The sequence below is a fragment of the endosymbiont of Sipalinus gigas genome (assembly GCF_004296475.1).
GTDB lineage: Bacteria > Pseudomonadota > Gammaproteobacteria > Enterobacterales > Enterobacteriaceae > Nardonella.
This window is the reverse complement of sequence record NZ_AP018162.1, coordinates 212,542-230,546: the sequence shown is the minus strand read 5'-3', so window position 1 is coordinate 230,546 and position 18,005 is coordinate 212,542. Positions and strand designations below refer to the sequence as shown.

Here is an 18,005-nt window from a genome sequence, read left to right as displayed (position 1 = left end):
TTTTTTTCAAATTATTTTTAATAAAAAACTATGAAAAGAACATTTCAACCGTCAAATATAAGACGTAAAAGAAAAATTGGATTTAGAATAAGAATGTCAACTAAATCTGGAAGAAAAATATTAAATAATAGAAGAAATAAAAAAAGAAATAATTTAATTGTAGCTTAAATTATATATGAAGAAATTTTCATTAAATAAAAAATTTTTAATAAAAAAAAGTGATTTTTTTAATAAAAAAATATTTAATAATTCAATAAAAATATTAGATATATCAATTTTTTTTATAAAAAATAATTTAAAAATCTCTAGAATAGGTTATATTATAAAAAAAAAAGAAGTTAGTAATTCTTATAATAGAAATAGAATAAAAAGAATAATAAAAGAATTATTTAGATTAAATAAAAATTTATTACCTATAAATTTAGATTTAATTGTAATACCAAATAAATCAATAGATAAAAAAAATAATTTTTTAATTTTTATGAAATTAAAATTTTTATTAAAAAAAATAATAAATCATTATATAAATTAAATTATATGAATTTTTATGAAAAAGATACTATAATAGCAATATCTACTCCAATTGGAAAAAGTGGAATAGGAATAATTAAAATATCTGGCAATAATGTTAATGAAATATCTAAAATTTTTTTTAAAAAAAAAAAATTAAAAGATAGATTAGCTGAATTTTCTAAATTTATTAATCCATTTAATAATAAATATGAAATTATAGATGAAGGTATATTAATATTTTTTAAATCACCTAATTCATATACTGGAGAAGATATATTAGAATTTCAATGTCATGGAAATCCAATAATATTAAATTATATATTAGATTGTATAATAAAAAATAAATATGCTAGATTAGCATATAATGGAGAATTTTCAAAAAGAGCATATTTAAATAATAAAATAGATTTAATACAAGCTGAATCCATATTAAATATTATTGAATCAGAATCAATAGATTTAGTAAAATTATCTTTTAAATCATTAAAAGGAAATTTTTCTAAAAAAGTAAATAATATAATTAATTTATTAAATAATATTAAAATTGATATAGAATCATTAATAGATTTTTCATATGAAAATATAGATGTATCATATAAAAATATAAATAATTTATTTATTTATGTAAAAAAAAAAATAAAAATTTTAATAAATGAATCAAAAAAAAATTTATTTTTAAGTAATAAATTAAATATATCAATAATAGGTAACCCTAATGTAGGTAAATCAACTTTATTTAATAAATTAATTAATAAAAATAAAGCAATAGTTACTTCAATTCCAGGAACAACAAGAGATATATTATGTGATAAATTTAGTTTAAACAATATTGATATTAATATATTTGATTCCGCAGGAATACATAATACTGATAATATAGTAGAAAAAATAGGAATAAAATATACAAAAAAAAATTTAAATAAATCTAATTATTTATTAATAGTAATAAATACAAAAATTGATATTTCAGAAATAAATAGTAATAATATACTAAATATATTAAAAGATAATTTAAATAAATATATTTTTTCTATAATAAAAAAAAATAAAATAGAATTTTTAATAATAAAAAATAAATCTGATATAAATAACGAAAAACCTGGATTATACAAATTTAATAATATAAATATAATTAATATATCTGCAAAAAAAAATATTGGTATAAATATAATAAAAAAATTTTTAATAAATAAATTTAATTTCAATATTAGTAATACTACATTTTTATCTTCTAAAAGATATATAAATTTAATGGAAAATTCATTAGAAATATTAAATGAATTTAAAGATATATATGAATGTAATGATATAGTATTATTTCTTAATAATATATCTTTGTCAATAAAAAAAATAATAGAAATTACTGGTAAAGAATTATCTAATGATGAAATTTTAAATAAAATTTTTTCTAAATTTTGTATAGGAAAATAAAAAATTTATAGAACAGAGGAGGAGAGATTTTAACTCTCAACTACTGATTTTGGAGACCAGTACTTTTCCTTTTAAGTTACTCCTCTACTATAAAAATTTTATTTGATAATTTCCTACTCTCACATAAATTAATACACTACCATCGGCACTATGACATTTCACTTCTGAGTTCGGAATGGAAAAAATAAATAAAATATTATTTTTATTCAGGTGGTTCTATCACGTTATAATTATCAAATAAAAATATTCTTTTTTTATAAGAGTTAAGTCTCACGGGATATTAGTATTAGTCAGCTCAACATTTCACAATGCTTACACACCTAACCTATCAACGTCATAGTATATAACGTCCCTTTAGGTAATAATTAAAATTATTACTGGGAAGATTAATCTTAAGGTAAGCTTCCCGCTTATATGCTTTCAGCAGTTATCTTTTCCATACGTAGCTACCGGGCAATGCCATTGGCATGACAACCCGAACACCATAGGTATGTCCACTCCGGTCCTCTCGTACTAGGAGTAGCTCCTTTCAATCTTCCAACGCCCACGGCAGATAGGGACCGAACTGTCTCACGACGTTCTAAACCCAGCTCGCGTACCACTTTAAATGGCGAACAGCCATACCCTTGGGACCTGCTTCAGCCCCAGGATGTGATGAGCCGACATCGAGGTGCCAAACACCGCCGTCGATGTGAACTCTTGGGCGATATTAGCCTGTTATCCCCGGAGTACCTTTTATCCGTTAAGCGATAGCCTCTACCATATAGGATCTATCGGATCACTAAGACCTGCTTTCGCATCTGCTCGAATTGTAGTTCTCGCAGTTAAGCTAGCTTATGCCTTTGCACTAACCTCACGATATCTGACCGTGATTAGCTAACCTTTGTACTCCTCCGTTACTCTTTAGGAGGAGACCGCCCCAGTCAAACTACCCGCCAGACACTGTCCTCAATCCGGATAACGGATTAAAGTTAGTATATCAAATATTAAAGAGTGGTATTTCATATTACGACTCTATATTAACTAGCGTCAATATTTCTTAGTCTCCCACTTATTCTATACATTAATATCAAATATACAATATCAAGTTATAGTAAAGGTTCACGGGGTCTTTCCGTCTTGCCGCGGGTACACTGCATCTTCACAGCGATTTCAATTTCACTGAGTCTCGGGTGGAGACAGTCTGGCCATCATTACGCCATTCGTGCAGGTCGGAACTTACCCGACAAGGAATTTCGCTACCTTAGGACCGTTATAGTTACGGCCGCCGTTTACCGGGGCTTCTATCAAAAGCTTCTTTAAATATACTTTACAATATAATTAAATAACTTAATTAATTAACCTTCCGGCACCGGGCAGGCGTCACACTGTATACATCCATTTTCATGTTAGCACAGTGCTGTGTTTTTAATAAACAGTTGCAGCCAGCCGTTATCTTAGACTAATTTCAGCTATATAAAATAACTTACATATTAGTATGTCTTCTCCCTAAGTTACGACATCATTTTGCCTAGTTCCTTCACCCGAGTTCTCTCAAGCGCCTTAGTATTCTCTACCTGACTACCTGTGTCGGTTTAAGGTACGATTTATTAAAATTTAAAGTTTAGAAGCTTTTCTTGTAAGCGTGGCATAAATTATTTCGTTATTTTATTAACTCATCATCATATATCAATGTTAAAAAGAAAAAGATTTACTTATTTCTTACATCTAAATATTTAAACTAAGATAACCTTCACTTAGCTAACATAGCCTTCTCAGTCACTCCATCACAAATTTTAATAAGTACAGGAATATTAACCTGTTATCCATCGATTACGTATTTCAACCTCACCTTAGGATCGACTAACCCTATCCCGATTAACGTTGGATAGGAAACCTTAGTCTTTCGGCGAACAAGTTTTTCACTTGTTTTATCGTTACTTATGTCAGCATTCGCACTTCTGATATCTCCAATTCACCTTACGATAAATCTTCACAGACTTACAGAACGCTCCTCTACCCAATTTATTAAAAATAAATTGTCGTAGTTTCGGTGTATGATTTTAGCCCCGTTAAATCTTCCGCGCAAGATGACTCGACTAGTGAGCTATTACGCTTTCTTTAAATGATGGCTGCTTCTAAGCCAACATCCTAGTTGTCTAAGACTTCTAACTTCGTTTTACACTTAATCATAACTTAAGGACCTTAACTTACGATCTGGGTTGTTTCCCTTTCCACTATTGACATTATCGCCCATAGTGTGTTTCCAATAATAAAATTTATAGTATTCGTAGTTTGCATTGAACTGGTAACATAAGTCCCTAGTACAAAACAGAGCTCTACCCCTATAAACTAATTATAAGACGCTACCTAAATAGCTTTCGAGGAGAACCAGCTATCTCCTGGTTTGATTGGCCTTTCACCCCTAACCACAAGTCATCCGCTAATTTTTCAACATTAGTCGGTTCGGTCCTCCAAATATATTTACTTATTCTTCAACCTGCTCATAGTTAGATCACCAGGTTTCGGGTCTATATCCTGAAACTAATGCCCATTTAAGACTCGGTTTCCCTACGGCTCCCTATTTTAAAAGTTAACCTTGCTACAGAATATAAGTCGCTGACCCATTATGCAAAAGGTACGCAGTCACATAAAAAAATATAATGCTCCTACTGCTTGTACGTATACGGTTTCAGGATCTATTTCACTCCCCTAACCGGGGTTCTTTTCACCTTTCCCTCACGGTACTAGTTCACTATCGGTCAAACAGTAGTATTTAGCCTTAGAGGATGGTTCCCCCATATTCAATCAAGATAACATTTCTCGATTTACTTAAAATAAGCCAATATATATAAATTTTAAAACACAGGGCTATCACCTTTTATAGCTAAATTTTCCAAAATTATTATTATAATAAATATATATTGTATAGCTTATTTGGCTTTTCCCTTTTCGCTCGCCACTACTAAGGGAATCTCTTTTTGATTTCTTTTCCTCAGAATACTAAGATGTTTCAGTTCTTCTGGTTTGCTTTATTAAACTATTTTATTTATTTAATAATAAATATAATTTTAATTATATTTAGGTTACCCCATTCGGATATTACCGATTAATAACGTTTCTTATCAACTCATCGATACTTTTCGCAGATTAGCACGTCCTTCATAGCCTCTGTTTGCCAAGGCATCCACCATATACGCTTAATTTCTTAACCCCTTTTTTTTATTTAAATGGAACTAAGCGGAATTGAACCGCTAACCTTCTGATTGCAAAACAGATGCTCTACCTATTGAGCTATAGCCCCTATTGTAGGCTTGAGTGGATTTGAACCACTGACCTCACCCTTATCAGAGGTGTGCTCTACCATACTAAGCTACAAGCCTAAAATTATTCAATTTTTTTTTCTATAAAACACCTAAAATAAAATAAACAAGGAGGTGATCCAACCACAGGTTCCCCTACGGTTACCTTGTTACGACTTCACCCCAGTCATGAAACACAAAGTGGAAAGATCTTTTCAATTTTACTTGATTAAGTTTTCTCGCTTCTTTTGCAATTCACTTCCATGGTGTGACGGGCGGTGTGTACAAGGCCCGAGAACATATTCACCGTAGCATGCTGATCTACGATTACTAGCGATTCCTACTTCATAGAGTCGAGTTGCAGACTCCAATCCGGACTATGATATACTTTTTGAGATTTGCTTGTTCTCGCGAAGTTGCTTCTCTTTGTATATACCATTGTAGCACGTGTGTAGCCCTACTCATAAGGGCCATGATGACTTGACGTCGTCCTCACCTTCCTCCAGTTTTAAATCACTGGCAGTTTTCTTTGAGTTCCCGACTTTACGCTGGCAACAAAGAATAAGGGTTGCGCTCGTTAAAGGACTTAACCCAACATTTCACAACACGAGCTGACGACAGCCATGCAGCACCTGTTTAAAGATTCCTTTTTCAAGGCACTAAAATATCTCTATTTTATTACTTTAAATGTCAAGAGTAGGTAAGGTTTTTCGCGTTGCATCGAATTAAACCACATGCTCCACCGCTTGTGCGGGCCCCCGTCAATTCATTTGAGTTTTAACCTTGCGGTCGTACTTCCCAGGCGGTCAATTTAACGCGTTAGCTACGAAAAATATAAATTTAAAAAATATTTACATTCTTCAAATTGACATCGTTTACAGCATGGACTACCAGGGTATCTAATCCTGTTTGCTACCCAAGCTTTCGTGCCTCAGTGTCAGTTATTACCCAGGGAGTCGCCTTCGCCTCTGGTATTCTTTCAAATATCTACGCATTTCACCGCTACACTTGAAATTCTACTCCCCTCTATAAAACTCTAGTATATTAGTTTCAAATGCAGTTTTTAAGTTAAGCTTAAAAATTTCACATTTGACTTAATAAACCACCTACGCACCCTTTACGCCCAATAATTCCGATTAACGCTTGCACCCTCCGTATTACCGCGGCTGCTGGCACGGAGTTAGCCGGTACTTCTTCTGCAAGTAATGTCAATTAATAATAATTATTAGTTATATTAACTTCTTCCTATGCTGAAAGTGCTTTACAATCAAAAGACCTTCATCGCACACGCGACATAGCTGCATCAGGGTTTCCCCCATTGTGCAATATTCCCCACTGCTGCCTCCCATAGGAGTTTGGACCGTATCTCAGTTCCAATGTGGCTGACCATCCTCTCAGACCAGCTAGAGATCATTGCCTAGGTGTAGCTTTTACCTCACCTACAAGCTAATCTCGTCTGGGCTCATCTAATGACATAAGGTCTTTTAAAAGATCCCCTACTTTAATCTAAAATCTTTTAAGATATAAAGATATTATGCGGTATTAGCTATCGTTTCCAATAGTTGTCCCCCATCATAAGGCAGATTCCCAGATATTACTCACCCGTACGCCGCTTGCCATCAATATAATAATAATAAATTACAATTATATTATGTTAGCCGCTCGACTTGCATGTGTTAAGCTTGCCGCTAGCGTTCAATCTGAGCCATGATCAAACTCTTAATAAATAAATAATAAAATACTATATAAAAATAAAAACATATTATAGTAAACTAAAATATATTTAAATTTTATATAATCATTCTATTATTTAATAGAAAAATAATTAATATATAACAAATATGATTATATAAAAAAAAAACATATAAATCTATATTATTTAACAATAAAATTTTAAAATGAAATAAATATTCATGAAAGTAAGTAATTATAAATTATATACATCTAAAAATAAAATAAATAATAATTATACATTAAGTCATAAACTAATGATTAAATCTGGATTAATAAAAAAAATATCATCTGGATCCTATATATGGTTACCAACAGGTTTAAGAGTTATAAAAAAAATAAATTCTATAATAGAAAAAAAAATGGAAAGTGTAAATTTCAATGAAATATCTATTCCAATTCTTCAAGATAGTGAATTATGGAAATTAAGTGATAGATTAAATATATATGGTAATGAAATTTTTCATATAAAAAATGAAAAGTATATATTAAGTCCTACAAATGAAGAAATAATAACTTATATATTAAGTAAAGAAACAACATCATATAAAGAATTACCAATAAAATTATTTCAGATAAATAATAAATTTCGTAATGAAATAAGATTCAGTAATGGAGTAATAAGAACTAAAGAATTTATAATGAAAGATGCATATTCTTTTCATATAGATATTAATTCTTTAAATGAAACTTATTATAGAATATATAATTTATATAAAAATATATTTAATAAATTTAAATTAAAATTTAATATATATAAAGTTAAATCTAAAAATATGGGAGGAGATATATCACATGAATTTAAAACAAATTTTAATAAAGAAAGTGATATAGAAATAGCTCATATATTTAAAATAGGAGATAAATATTCTAAAATATTTAATTTTAATTTTATAGATAAATTAGGAAATAAAAAATATATTAATATGGGTTCTTATGGAATAGGTATATCCAGATTAATATATACTATAGTAGAACAAAATAATGATAGTAAAGGTATAATATGGCCAAAATCTATATCACCATTTGATATATGTATTATTCCAATAAATTTTTATAAATCAAAAATTGTAAATGAAATATCTAAAAAAATTTTTTATAAAATAAAAAAAATTAATATTTTTGATATCATAATATATGATATAAATAAAAGTATAGGTTATATGTTTTCAGATATAGAATTAATTGGTATACCTTTAATATTAATAATTAATGAAAAAAATACATTAAATAATCTAATAGAAATTAAAATAAGAAAAAATAATGAATCTAAATTAATAAATTTAAAATATATATTTAATTATATTAAATGTTTTTTTAAAAAAAATTAATATTTAATTATTAATTAAAAAATATATTTTACTTTTAATATCTTTATAATTTAAATTTTTATTAAATATTTTTATTAAAAAATATTCACTAAATTTTTCTATTTTTATATATTTTTTATCAATATTAAACTTTTTATATAAAAAATCAAATATATTATTTTTTAAATTATAATATTTGTTATCTAATTTTATTTTTATTAAATTATTTACTATTTTAGTTTTATTTTTACTAATAAATTCATAATAATTATTATTATTACTTATAATATTTAATAAAATTAATATTAATTTATTAACATCAGATTTATATAAATCTAATAAGTTATTTAATATATTTTCATTTGTTAATAAAGAACCATTCTTATATAAATTTAAATCATTATAAGATTTAACTAAATTAATAAATTTATTTATCCTTAAATTATTAATTTCCTTATCTTTAGGAAATTCAATTTTATTAATAATATAATTATATTTTTTTTCTAAAACTTTTATAAAATTAAATTCCTTATTTAGAAATAATATAGATTTTCCAGATCTTCCAGCCCTTCCTGTCCTTCCTATTCTATGAACATAAGTATCTACATTTTCAGGAATTTCATAATTTATTACTAAATCTATATCTTTTATATCTATACCTCTTGAGGCAATATCTGTTGCAACTAATATATTAAATTTTTTATTTGATAATGATTCTATAGTTTTTTCTCTTGATAATTGATTCATATCTCCATTTAAATAACAACTATTATAACCTTTAGATCTTAATAAATCAGAAATATAAATTGTAGAATATTTTTTTTTAGTAAATATTATTAATAAATTAAAATTTATTATTTCTATAAATTTTATTAAAACATCTTCTTTATTATAAGAATTAACTATACAATAATTTTGTTCTATTTTAGGTACTATATCATTTTTAACTATTATTTCTTTTGGGTTTTTAGTAAATTTATTTATTATATTAAATCTTATATATTTAGACATAGTCGCAGAAAATAAAATAGTCTGATAATTTTTATTATCTATGTTAGATACTATTTTTTCTACTTCATTTATAAATCCCATTTTTAATATTTCATCAGATTCATCAAAAACCAATGTATTTATATTAGATAAATTTAATGTTTTTCTATTTATATGATCTAATATTCTTCCTGGAGTGCCAATTATTATATTTGATCCTAAATTTAAACTTTTAAATTGATTATTATAATTTTGTCCTCCGCATAAAATAGATATATTTATATTTTTAATATCACAAGAGAACTTTTTAAATACATTACTTACTTGAATTGCTAATTCTCTAGTGGGTTCTAATACTAATATTTGAGGATATAAATTATTTAAATTTAAGTTATTTAAAATAGGTAAAACAAATGCTAGAGTTTTTCCACTTCCAGTGTTAGCTATACCTATAATATCTTTTTTAGATAATATTTCAGGTATACATAATTTTTGTATAGGAAATGGATTAATATAATTTAAGTTGTTTAATTTTTTTATTAAAAAATCTTTAATACCTAAATCTAAAAAAGAAATATTATTCATAATTTAAAGTATATTAATTAAAATTTAATTTTATATAATCTGGATTATTCATATTTATGATTTTAACATTTATTTTTTGGCCAATAATAAATTTTTTATTTAAATTTGTTAATATATTTTTTTTAATTATACCTTTTTTATTTATATCATCTATATTAACAATTAATCCTATATCTAATATTTTTATTATTGTACCAATATATAAATCTCCAATATTTGGTATATATAATATATTATTTATTTTATTTAAAGTTTCTAAATAAATCTTATTATTTGGAGATAATATTTTAATTACTCCATCATCATTAATATCTATATTAGATCCTGTTTCTTTTATAATATTTTTAATTGTAATTCCACCTTTTCCTATTATATTTTTTATTTTACTTTTACATATATTAATAGTATTTATTACAGGAGCAAATTTAGATAATTTTTTATCATATTTAGATATATTATTATTCATTATATTTAATATTTTAATTAAAGCTTCTCTAGATTTAATTATTATATCTTTTAATATGTTAATATTTAAATCATTTATCTTTGTGTCCATTTGTAAAGACATTATCCCATTATAACTTCCAGATATTTTTATATCTACATCTCCAAAATTATCTTCTTCTCCTGATATATCAGTTAATATTATATATTTATCATCACTATATTTTAATAACCCCATAGCTATACCAGCTACATGATTTTTTATTGGTATGCCTGCATCCATTAATGCTAATGAAGCTCCACATACAGAAGCCATAGAAGATGACCCATTAGATTCTAATATTTCAGAAACTATTCTTATACAATAAGGGAAAATATTAATATCAGGTATCAATGGTAATATTGATCTTTTAGATAAATTTCCATGCCCTATTTCTCTCCTTTTGGGATACCCGATATTACTTATTTCTCCGGTAGAGAATGGTAAAAAATTATAGTGAAATAATAATCTATCATTTGAATTTTTATCCATCATTCCTAATGTAATAGTAACTAGAGATTGAGTTTCTCCTCTAGTGAATAATACTGATCCATGCACTCTTGGTAAAAATTTTCTTATTATATTTATTTCTCTTATATCATCAAATTTTCTATCATCAATTCTAATCATATTATTTAATATTTTATTTCTAAATATATTTTTTTCTATGTCATTAAAATGATATAAAATTTCTGATTCAGAATAATCTGATAGTACATCATCTATTTTGTCTAATAATATTTTTTTTATATTTTCTATTTTTATTTTTCTTAAATTTTTATCCTTAATTAAATAAATAATATTTACATCATCATAAACTATATTTGATATTAACTCATATAAATTATTACTTTCAGTATATTTATTATTAATATTTAATATTATTTTATTTTTTACATTTATAATAAATTCATTTAAACAATCAATTATATTTAATTGATTTTTATATCCAAAAAATATAGCTTCTATTAAAATTTCATCTAATATATCTTTTGAAAAAGATTCTATCATAGTTATTGTTTTATTATTACATGAAATTATAAGATCTAGGCTACTAGATTCCATTTTATTTTTTAGTGGATTTAATATAAAGTTATTGTTTATATATGCAATTCTAGATGTAGATATTGGTCCATAAAAAGGTATATCTAATATACTTAAAGCTACTGAAGTTCCAATTATTGATATAACATCAGGATTAATATCTGGATTTATTGATAAAGATATTATAGTTATTTGTATTTCATTAAAATAATTTTTATCAAATAATGGTCTTATAGATCTATCTATTAATCTAGAAATTAATATTTCATTTTCATTTTGTTTTATTTCTCTTTTTAAGAAATTATTTGGAAATTTACCTAATGAATAACTTCTTTCATAGTAATTTACAGTTAATGGAAGAAAATTTTTAAATGAATATGAATCATTTTCTACAACAGTTATTAAAACTTTAGTATCATTCATACTTGCAATTATAGAAGATGAAGACTGTCTAGCAATAAAACCAGTTTCTAATTTTATATTATACTCACCATATTTAAAATTTTTAGTTATATTATTAAAATTAAACATTTTATTTTAACTATTTTTTAATTCATATATTATATTTTTATATTTATTAATATCGTTATTTTTTATATATTTCAATAATTTTTTTCTTTTACATATTTTTAATATTAATCCTCTTTTACTATGAAAGTCATTTTTATTTTTATTAAAATGATTTTTTAAATAATTTATCTTATTAGTTAAAATATTTATTTGATATATTATTGATCCAACATTTTCCATATTTTAATTTTTAAATATTTATTAATTGTGAAATAGTAATCATTTTATTAAAATTACCTATACTTAAACGTCTTAATGAATAAACATAAGCCATACAACCTAATGAAATACCTATATCATTTACTAATGATCTAATATAAGTTCCTTTAGAACACGTTATTTCTAATTCTAAAAATTCATTTTTAAGAGATATTATATTAATAATATATATTTTAACATATCTACTTTTTATTATACATTTTATATTTGACCTGGCGTAATTATATAATCTAATTCCATTTATTTTAATAGATGAGTAAATAGGTGGTTTCTGTAAAATTTTACCTTTAAATAAATTAATTTTATTTAAAATAAAATTAATATTAAAATTAATTTTATTAGTATATATATTTATTTTAGATTCAGAATCATATGTTTTTGTAAATTTACCAAGTCTGGCTATAACATTATATTTTTTAGGTAAATTTAATATATATTGAAAATATTTAGTACCATTATCAAAAATTATAGGAATCATACCTGTAGCTAATGGATCTAATGTTCCTATATATCCATATTTTTTTTTTTTAATTATTTTTTTTATTTTATTTAATGTATAATTTGACGTCCAACCATACGGTTTATCTAAAAATAATATATTTTCATCATATTTTAGCATTTATTATTTAAATTTTTTATTAAATTATATAATCTAATATTTTTATATATGGATTCATCATATATAAAATTTAATTTAGGTATATTTTTTACCACTAAAGATTTACTTATTATTTTTCTTATAAAATTTTCAGTATTTTTTATTATTTTCATTTTTTTTATTATTTCGTTTCTATTTTTTTCTAAAAAAATTATAAATATATTTGCTACACTAAAATCTAAAGATATATCTACATCTATTATTGATATATCTTTTATTCTAGAATCATTTATTTTTTTAATTAGAATTAAAGAAATTTTATATTTTATTTCTTTAGATAAACGTTTTATATAAAAAATATTTTTTTTATTCATTTTATTTAGTATGAATTTATTTTATCATTTATTTTTATATTATTAAATTTTATATATAATCCACATTTCATTCCCTTTTTTGCTTCCAAAATATTTTCTTTAAATAATTTTATTGATTCTAATTTACCTTCATATATATTTATATTATTTCTTATGATTTTTATATTATTATTAACTTTTATAATTCCATATGTTATCTCACATCCAGATATAATACCAACATTTTTTATATTAAATATATTTTTAACTAAAGCTGATCCTTTTATATTTTCTAATATAATATTATTTTTTCTTTCTGAAATTATACTTTTAACTTTATCTATTAGGTCATATATTATAAAATAATTCTCAAAAAATATATTATTTATTTTTATTAATTTTAAAATATTTAAATTTACTTTTATATTAAATCCTAATATTATTGATTTAGTTATAATAGCCATATTAATATCATTTTTATTTATTTTTCCTATACTATGACTAATAAATTTAATATTTAAATCAATTTTTTTTAAAGAATTAATTATAACATCACATATTCCTTTTACATTAGTTTTTAATATTATGTTTATATCATTAGTTGATGGTTTTATTATACTTATATCTTTTGTTTTACTTTTTTCGGATTTATAAATAAAATTTATTTTATTTTTATTATTATATACATATATTTTTTCTCCAATATTAGATATATTATTTAGTCCTAATATTTCTATAGGCATAGATGGTAATGCATATTCTAAATATCCATCAGTACTATTTATTAATTTTATTTTTCCAATATTATTATTACATATAATATTATCTCCTATCTTAAATATACCTTTTTTTACTATTAAGGATATAATAGGACCTCTATTATCTATAAATGACTCTAAAACTATTCCTTCTGGAGTATTACTTTCTATATTAGAATTTAAATTTATCATTTCAGATTGCAAATATATTGCTTCTAATAAATTATCTATTCCTATTTTATTTTTAGATGATATATTTATAAATTGATATTCTCCTCCTAATTTATCAGAAATTATATTATATTTATATAGATCTCCTATTATTTTATTTGAATTATATAAATTTATATCTTTGTCTATTTTATTTATAACTATAACTGAAGGTATATTAAAATTTTTTATATAATTTATACATTCTATAGTCTGTAATTTTATACCATCATCTGCCGCTATTACTAATATTACTATATCTGTAATTTTAGCACCTATATTTCTCATATATATAAAATCTTCATGACCTGGAGTATCTAGAAATGTCATAAAACCAAATTTAGTCTTTATATAAAAATATTTTATATATTGTGTAATATTACCATATTCATTTAAATTTATATTTTTATTATTTAATAATAATATTTCATTTAATATTGATGTTTTTCCATGATTTACATGTCCTAATATAGTTATTATTGGAGTTCTTTTTTTATATTTTTCAATATTGTTTAATTTAAAATTATTTTTACTCATTTAGTTTCATTAAGTAATTTAAAATTTTAATATATAAAATTTAATTTATATTTACATAATTTAGATAATAATTTTATATTATTTTTATTTTTTAAAAAAAATATATTGTTATCTTTTTTAATAAAAATATCTAATTTATATTTATTAATATTTATTTTTAATATTTTTATAGGAAATATAATATTAAAAATAAGTTTTTTTATATCATTATTCCAAATTATTATGTCTATTTTTTCTCCTGATAATTCATTTGAAATATATCTATTTATTTTTTTATTTAAAATATTATTAAATATTATATCTAATTTATTTTTTAACTTTATTATTATTTTAGATATATATCCAGGATTTCTAATTATTGAAATTATTTTAATATAATTTTTATTTTCACTATTAATATTTTTATAAAATAATTCATATATAATTTTATTTGATGTTCTACTTATAAATAATTCTATATCATATTTATTAATAATAACATTAAATAATATTCCAGTTATTTTATCGCCTAATTTAAATGAATCATTATTTAACATATTATTTTTATTTAATATAGCATCTATATTATCTTCGATATATATTAAAATATAATTTTTACTTATTTTTTTTACTATACCTAATATTAATTTTCCTATAAGTTTATTAAATTTATTAAATAAAATATTATTTGATATTTTTTTTACACTTTCTATTAAATTTTTTTTTGTAAGTTCTATTAAAATTCTATTAAATTTTATATTTATTTCTTCTTTTAAAATATTTTTATTAATTAAATTATTATATATATTATTACAATTTGATTCTGTTAAATTTTTATATATTTTTTTATAAAATTTAATATCTCCACTATTTTTATCTATATATACTTCTATATTATTTATATTTTTTAATGTTTTATTAATTGCTAATAATAAAGAATCTTTTAAAATTTCAAATACTTTATCTTTAGATATTAAATTTTTATTAGATATAGATTCAACAATAACTAAAATTTTTTTATTCATAATTACTGAAATTAATATTTTTATAAAAATTTTAAATTTTTAATAAATTTATAAAAATAAGACAAAAAAAATATATTATTTTAATATAAAATTAATACTTATTGAACTATAAAAGATTGCGGAAGTTGGATTCGAACCAACGACCTTCGGGTTATGAGCCCGACGAGCTACCACTGCTCTATTCCGCGTATTTGAATAAATTAATTGTAATTATATTATTATATTATAAAATATCAAAAAAATAAATATTTCATATACTATTAAATTTTACCGAGAAAGGGATTCGAACCCTTAAACTTTTAAGTACTACTATCTTAAAGTAGCGTGTTTTCCAATTTCACCATCTCGGTTTAAATATTATTTTTTTTTATTAAAATTAATACTATAGAAAATAATATTATAGATACAATATATATAATTCTATTTAAAATAATATCATCTTTATACATTATTATGTCATATTTTTTAAGATTTAAATTTTTATTATATAAAATATTTTCTATAATAAATAAAATTATTAATAATAATGAAAAAATATAAAACATAAAATAAAATAAATTCATAACTTTTTATTATTAACAGTAATCTATTGGTTTTCTATTTATTAAATTGTTTATTTGATTAGAATTTAAGGTTTCATTTTTTATTAAAGCATCTTTCATAGAATGTAAAATATCTATATTTTTTATTAAAATATCTTTAGCTCTTTGATAATTTATATTTATTATATTAATAATTTCTTGATCTATTACTTTTAATATATCTTCAGATAAAGTTTTAGATCTAAATATAAATTTATTATTCATATATGATTCATTTTCATCATCAAATGAATACATTAAAGGACCTAATATTTTTGAATATCCTAATTGAATTACCATTTTTCTTGCTATTGAAGTTGCTACTTTAATATCATTTAATGATCCTGTTGATATTTTATTATATCCATATATTATTTCTTCAGCTAATCTACCTCCATATAATGCAGATATTTTACTTTCTAATCTTATTCTATTAGTATTTAAATACTCTTCATTAGGTAAAAATAATGTTACTCCTAAAGATCTACCTCTAGGTATTATAGTTACTTTATTTATAGGATCATGATCTGGAATTAATTTTCCAACAATAACATGCCCTGATTCATGATATGCTATATATTCTTTTTGTTTATTAGTAAGAATCATAGATTTTCTTTCAGAGCCTAATATTATTTTATCTCTAGAAAATTCAAAATCTGACATATATATTTTTTCTTTATCATTTTTAGCCGCATGTAATATTGCTTCATTAACTAAATTAGATAAATCTGCTCCAGAAAATCCTGATGTACTTTTTGATATTAATGATAAATCTACATCTTCATTTAAATTAATTTTTTTAACATGTATTTTTAATATTTCTTCTCTACCTTTTATATCAGGTAAATCAAATATAACTTTTCTATCAAATCTTCCTGGTCTTAATAATGCATTATCTAATACGTCTGGTCTATTAGTAGCTGCTATAACAATAACTGATTCATTATTATCAAACCCATCCATTTCAACTAACATTTGATTTAATGTTTGTTCTCTTTCGTCATGACCTCCTCCAAAACCAGTACCTCTTTGTCTACCAACAGCATCTATTTCATCTATAAATATTATAGATGGAGATTTTTTTTTTGCTTGATCAAACATATCTCTTACTCTTGATGCACCAACTCCAACAAACATTTCTACAAAATCAGATCCTGATATAGTAAAAAATGGCACATCTGATTCTCCTGCTATAGCTTTAGCTAATAATGTTTTTCCGGTACCAGGAGGCCCTATCATTAAAATACCTTTAGGTATTCTTCCTCCTAATTTTTTAAATTTATTTGGATTTTTTAAAAAATCTACTATTTCTTTAACTTCTTCTTTAGCTTCATCACATCCTGCTACATCTTCAAATTTTATTTTTATTCTATTTTCTGAAATTATTTTTGCTTTATTTTTACCAAAATATATTGATCCTTTACCTCCAATTTGTATTTGTCTAATAAAGAATATCCATACTAATAAAATTAAAATTATTGGAGACCAAGATATTAATATTGAGGTAATAATATTATCTTCATTACATTTTCCTATTATTTTTATATTTTTATTTAATAAAATACTTAATAATTTATAATCTAATATAGGCATATATGTAATATAACTATCTCTATTTTTTTTTATAACATAAATTTCTTTTCCATTTATACAAACTTCTTTTATTTTTTCTTTATTTAAATCATTAATAAAAGTAGAATAATCAATTTTATTTTTACATTCATTTATATTAAAATTATTAAATATAAATATTAAAGATAAAGTAATAATTAACCAAATGATAAAGTTTTTAATCATATTTTTATA

General features: G+C 22.6%; 13 protein-coding genes, 5 tRNA genes and 3 rRNA genes. 4 read left to right on the top strand and 17 right to left on the bottom strand.

Annotated elements, in window-relative coordinates; genetic code table 11:
- The first annotated feature begins 30 nt into the window (after positions 1–30).
- From rpmH to mnmE, 3 genes are read left to right on the top strand one after another with little or no spacing between them, the layout of a single operon-like run.
- Positions 31–168: a 50S ribosomal protein L34 gene (gene rpmH / locus NARSGI1_RS01330; RefSeq protein WP_130617006.1), complete on the top strand. Its 138-nt coding sequence runs from the start codon at positions 31–33 to the stop codon at positions 166–168.
- A 7-nt stretch (positions 169–175) separates the two neighbouring features.
- Positions 176–532 carry a ribonuclease P protein component gene (rnpA, locus tag NARSGI1_RS01325; protein ID WP_130617005.1) on the top strand — a complete coding sequence of 119 codons (357 nt, stop codon included), beginning with the start codon at positions 176–178 and terminating at the stop codon, positions 530–532.
- Positions 533–537: 5 nt separating this feature from the next.
- Positions 538–1,944, top strand: coding sequence for a tRNA uridine-5-carboxymethylaminomethyl(34) synthesis GTPase MnmE (mnmE, locus tag NARSGI1_RS01320; RefSeq protein ID WP_130617004.1), 1,407 nt, complete (start codon positions 538–540; stop codon positions 1,942–1,944).
- A 13-nt stretch (positions 1,945–1,957) separates the two neighbouring features.
- Here mnmE and NARSGI1_RS01315 read toward each other — a convergent pair.
- The 6 genes from NARSGI1_RS01315 to NARSGI1_RS01290 form a co-directional block, all read right to left on the bottom strand.
- A tRNA-Trp gene (locus NARSGI1_RS01315) sits at positions 1,958–2,030 on the bottom strand.
- A gap of 14 nt (positions 2,031–2,044) precedes the next feature.
- Positions 2,045–2,182, bottom strand: a 5S ribosomal RNA gene (gene rrf, locus NARSGI1_RS01310).
- Between the two features lie 21 nt (positions 2,183–2,203).
- Positions 2,204–5,137, bottom strand: a 23S ribosomal RNA gene (locus NARSGI1_RS01305).
- Between the two features lie 17 nt (positions 5,138–5,154).
- Positions 5,155–5,227, bottom strand: a tRNA-Ala gene (locus tag NARSGI1_RS01300).
- A gap of 5 nt (positions 5,228–5,232) precedes the next feature.
- Positions 5,233–5,306: transfer RNA gene (locus NARSGI1_RS01295), tRNA-Ile, on the bottom strand.
- Between the two features lie 47 nt (positions 5,307–5,353).
- Positions 5,354–6,952, bottom strand: a 16S ribosomal RNA gene (locus tag NARSGI1_RS01290).
- The 16S, 23S and 5S rRNA genes sit together here with 3 tRNA genes alongside, the layout of an rRNA operon.
- Before the next feature lie 186 nt (positions 6,953–7,138).
- On the opposite strand from NARSGI1_RS01290, the gene NARSGI1_RS01285 reads away from it, so the two are divergent.
- Entirely contained in the window at positions 7,139–8,287 is a 1,149-nt protein-coding gene (locus NARSGI1_RS01285; protein WP_130617003.1) for an aminoacyl--tRNA ligase-related protein, read from the top strand.
- A gap of 3 nt (positions 8,288–8,290) precedes the next feature.
- Here the strand turns inward: NARSGI1_RS01285 and NARSGI1_RS01280 are convergent, their stop codons facing one another.
- The 11 genes from NARSGI1_RS01280 to ftsH form a co-directional block, all read right to left on the bottom strand.
- A complete protein-coding gene (locus NARSGI1_RS01280; RefSeq protein ID WP_130617002.1) occupies positions 8,291–9,841 on the bottom strand; it encodes a DEAD/DEAH box helicase in 1,551 nt (516 codons plus the stop codon).
- 13 nt (positions 9,842–9,854) lie between these two features.
- Positions 9,855–11,900, bottom strand: a complete 2,046-nt coding sequence (gene pnp, locus NARSGI1_RS01275; protein WP_130617001.1) for a polyribonucleotide nucleotidyltransferase — start codon at positions 11,898–11,900, stop codon at positions 9,855–9,857.
- A gap of 6 nt (positions 11,901–11,906) precedes the next feature.
- Positions 11,907–12,119, bottom strand: coding sequence for a 30S ribosomal protein S15 (rpsO, locus tag NARSGI1_RS01270; RefSeq protein ID WP_130617000.1), 213 nt, complete (start codon positions 12,117–12,119; stop codon positions 11,907–11,909).
- Between the two features lie 10 nt (positions 12,120–12,129).
- Positions 12,130–12,777 (bottom strand): tRNA pseudouridine(55) synthase TruB, encoded by a 648-nt coding sequence (gene truB, locus NARSGI1_RS01265; RefSeq protein WP_130616999.1) that lies wholly within the window; start codon positions 12,775–12,777, stop codon positions 12,130–12,132.
- On the bottom strand, positions 12,771–13,130 hold the full coding sequence (gene rbfA, locus NARSGI1_RS01260) for a 30S ribosome-binding factor RbfA (RefSeq protein ID WP_130616998.1): 360 nt from the start codon (positions 13,128–13,130) through the stop codon (positions 12,771–12,773). The genes truB and rbfA overlap by 7 nt, the downstream gene beginning before the upstream one ends.
- 5 nt (positions 13,131–13,135) lie before the next feature.
- Positions 13,136–14,614 (bottom strand): translation initiation factor IF-2, encoded by a 1,479-nt coding sequence (locus NARSGI1_RS01255; protein WP_130616997.1) that lies wholly within the window; start codon positions 14,612–14,614, stop codon positions 13,136–13,138.
- A gap of 26 nt (positions 14,615–14,640) precedes the next feature.
- Positions 14,641–15,618: a NusA N-terminal domain-containing protein gene (locus tag NARSGI1_RS01250; protein WP_130616996.1), complete on the bottom strand. Its 978-nt coding sequence runs from the start codon at positions 15,616–15,618 to the stop codon at positions 14,641–14,643.
- A gap of 116 nt (positions 15,619–15,734) precedes the next feature.
- Positions 15,735–15,806: transfer RNA gene (locus NARSGI1_RS01245), tRNA-Met, on the bottom strand.
- Positions 15,807–15,886: 80 nt separating this feature from the next.
- Positions 15,887–15,968 (bottom strand) — tRNA-Leu (locus NARSGI1_RS01240).
- Positions 15,969–16,181: a hypothetical protein gene (locus NARSGI1_RS01235; RefSeq protein WP_130616995.1), complete on the bottom strand. Its 213-nt coding sequence runs from the start codon at positions 16,179–16,181 to the stop codon at positions 15,969–15,971.
- 12 nt (positions 16,182–16,193) lie between these two features.
- Entirely contained in the window at positions 16,194–17,996 is a 1,803-nt protein-coding gene (ftsH, locus tag NARSGI1_RS01230) for an ATP-dependent zinc metalloprotease FtsH (RefSeq protein WP_130616994.1), read from the bottom strand.
- Between the last annotated feature and the right edge of the window lie 9 nt (positions 17,997–18,005).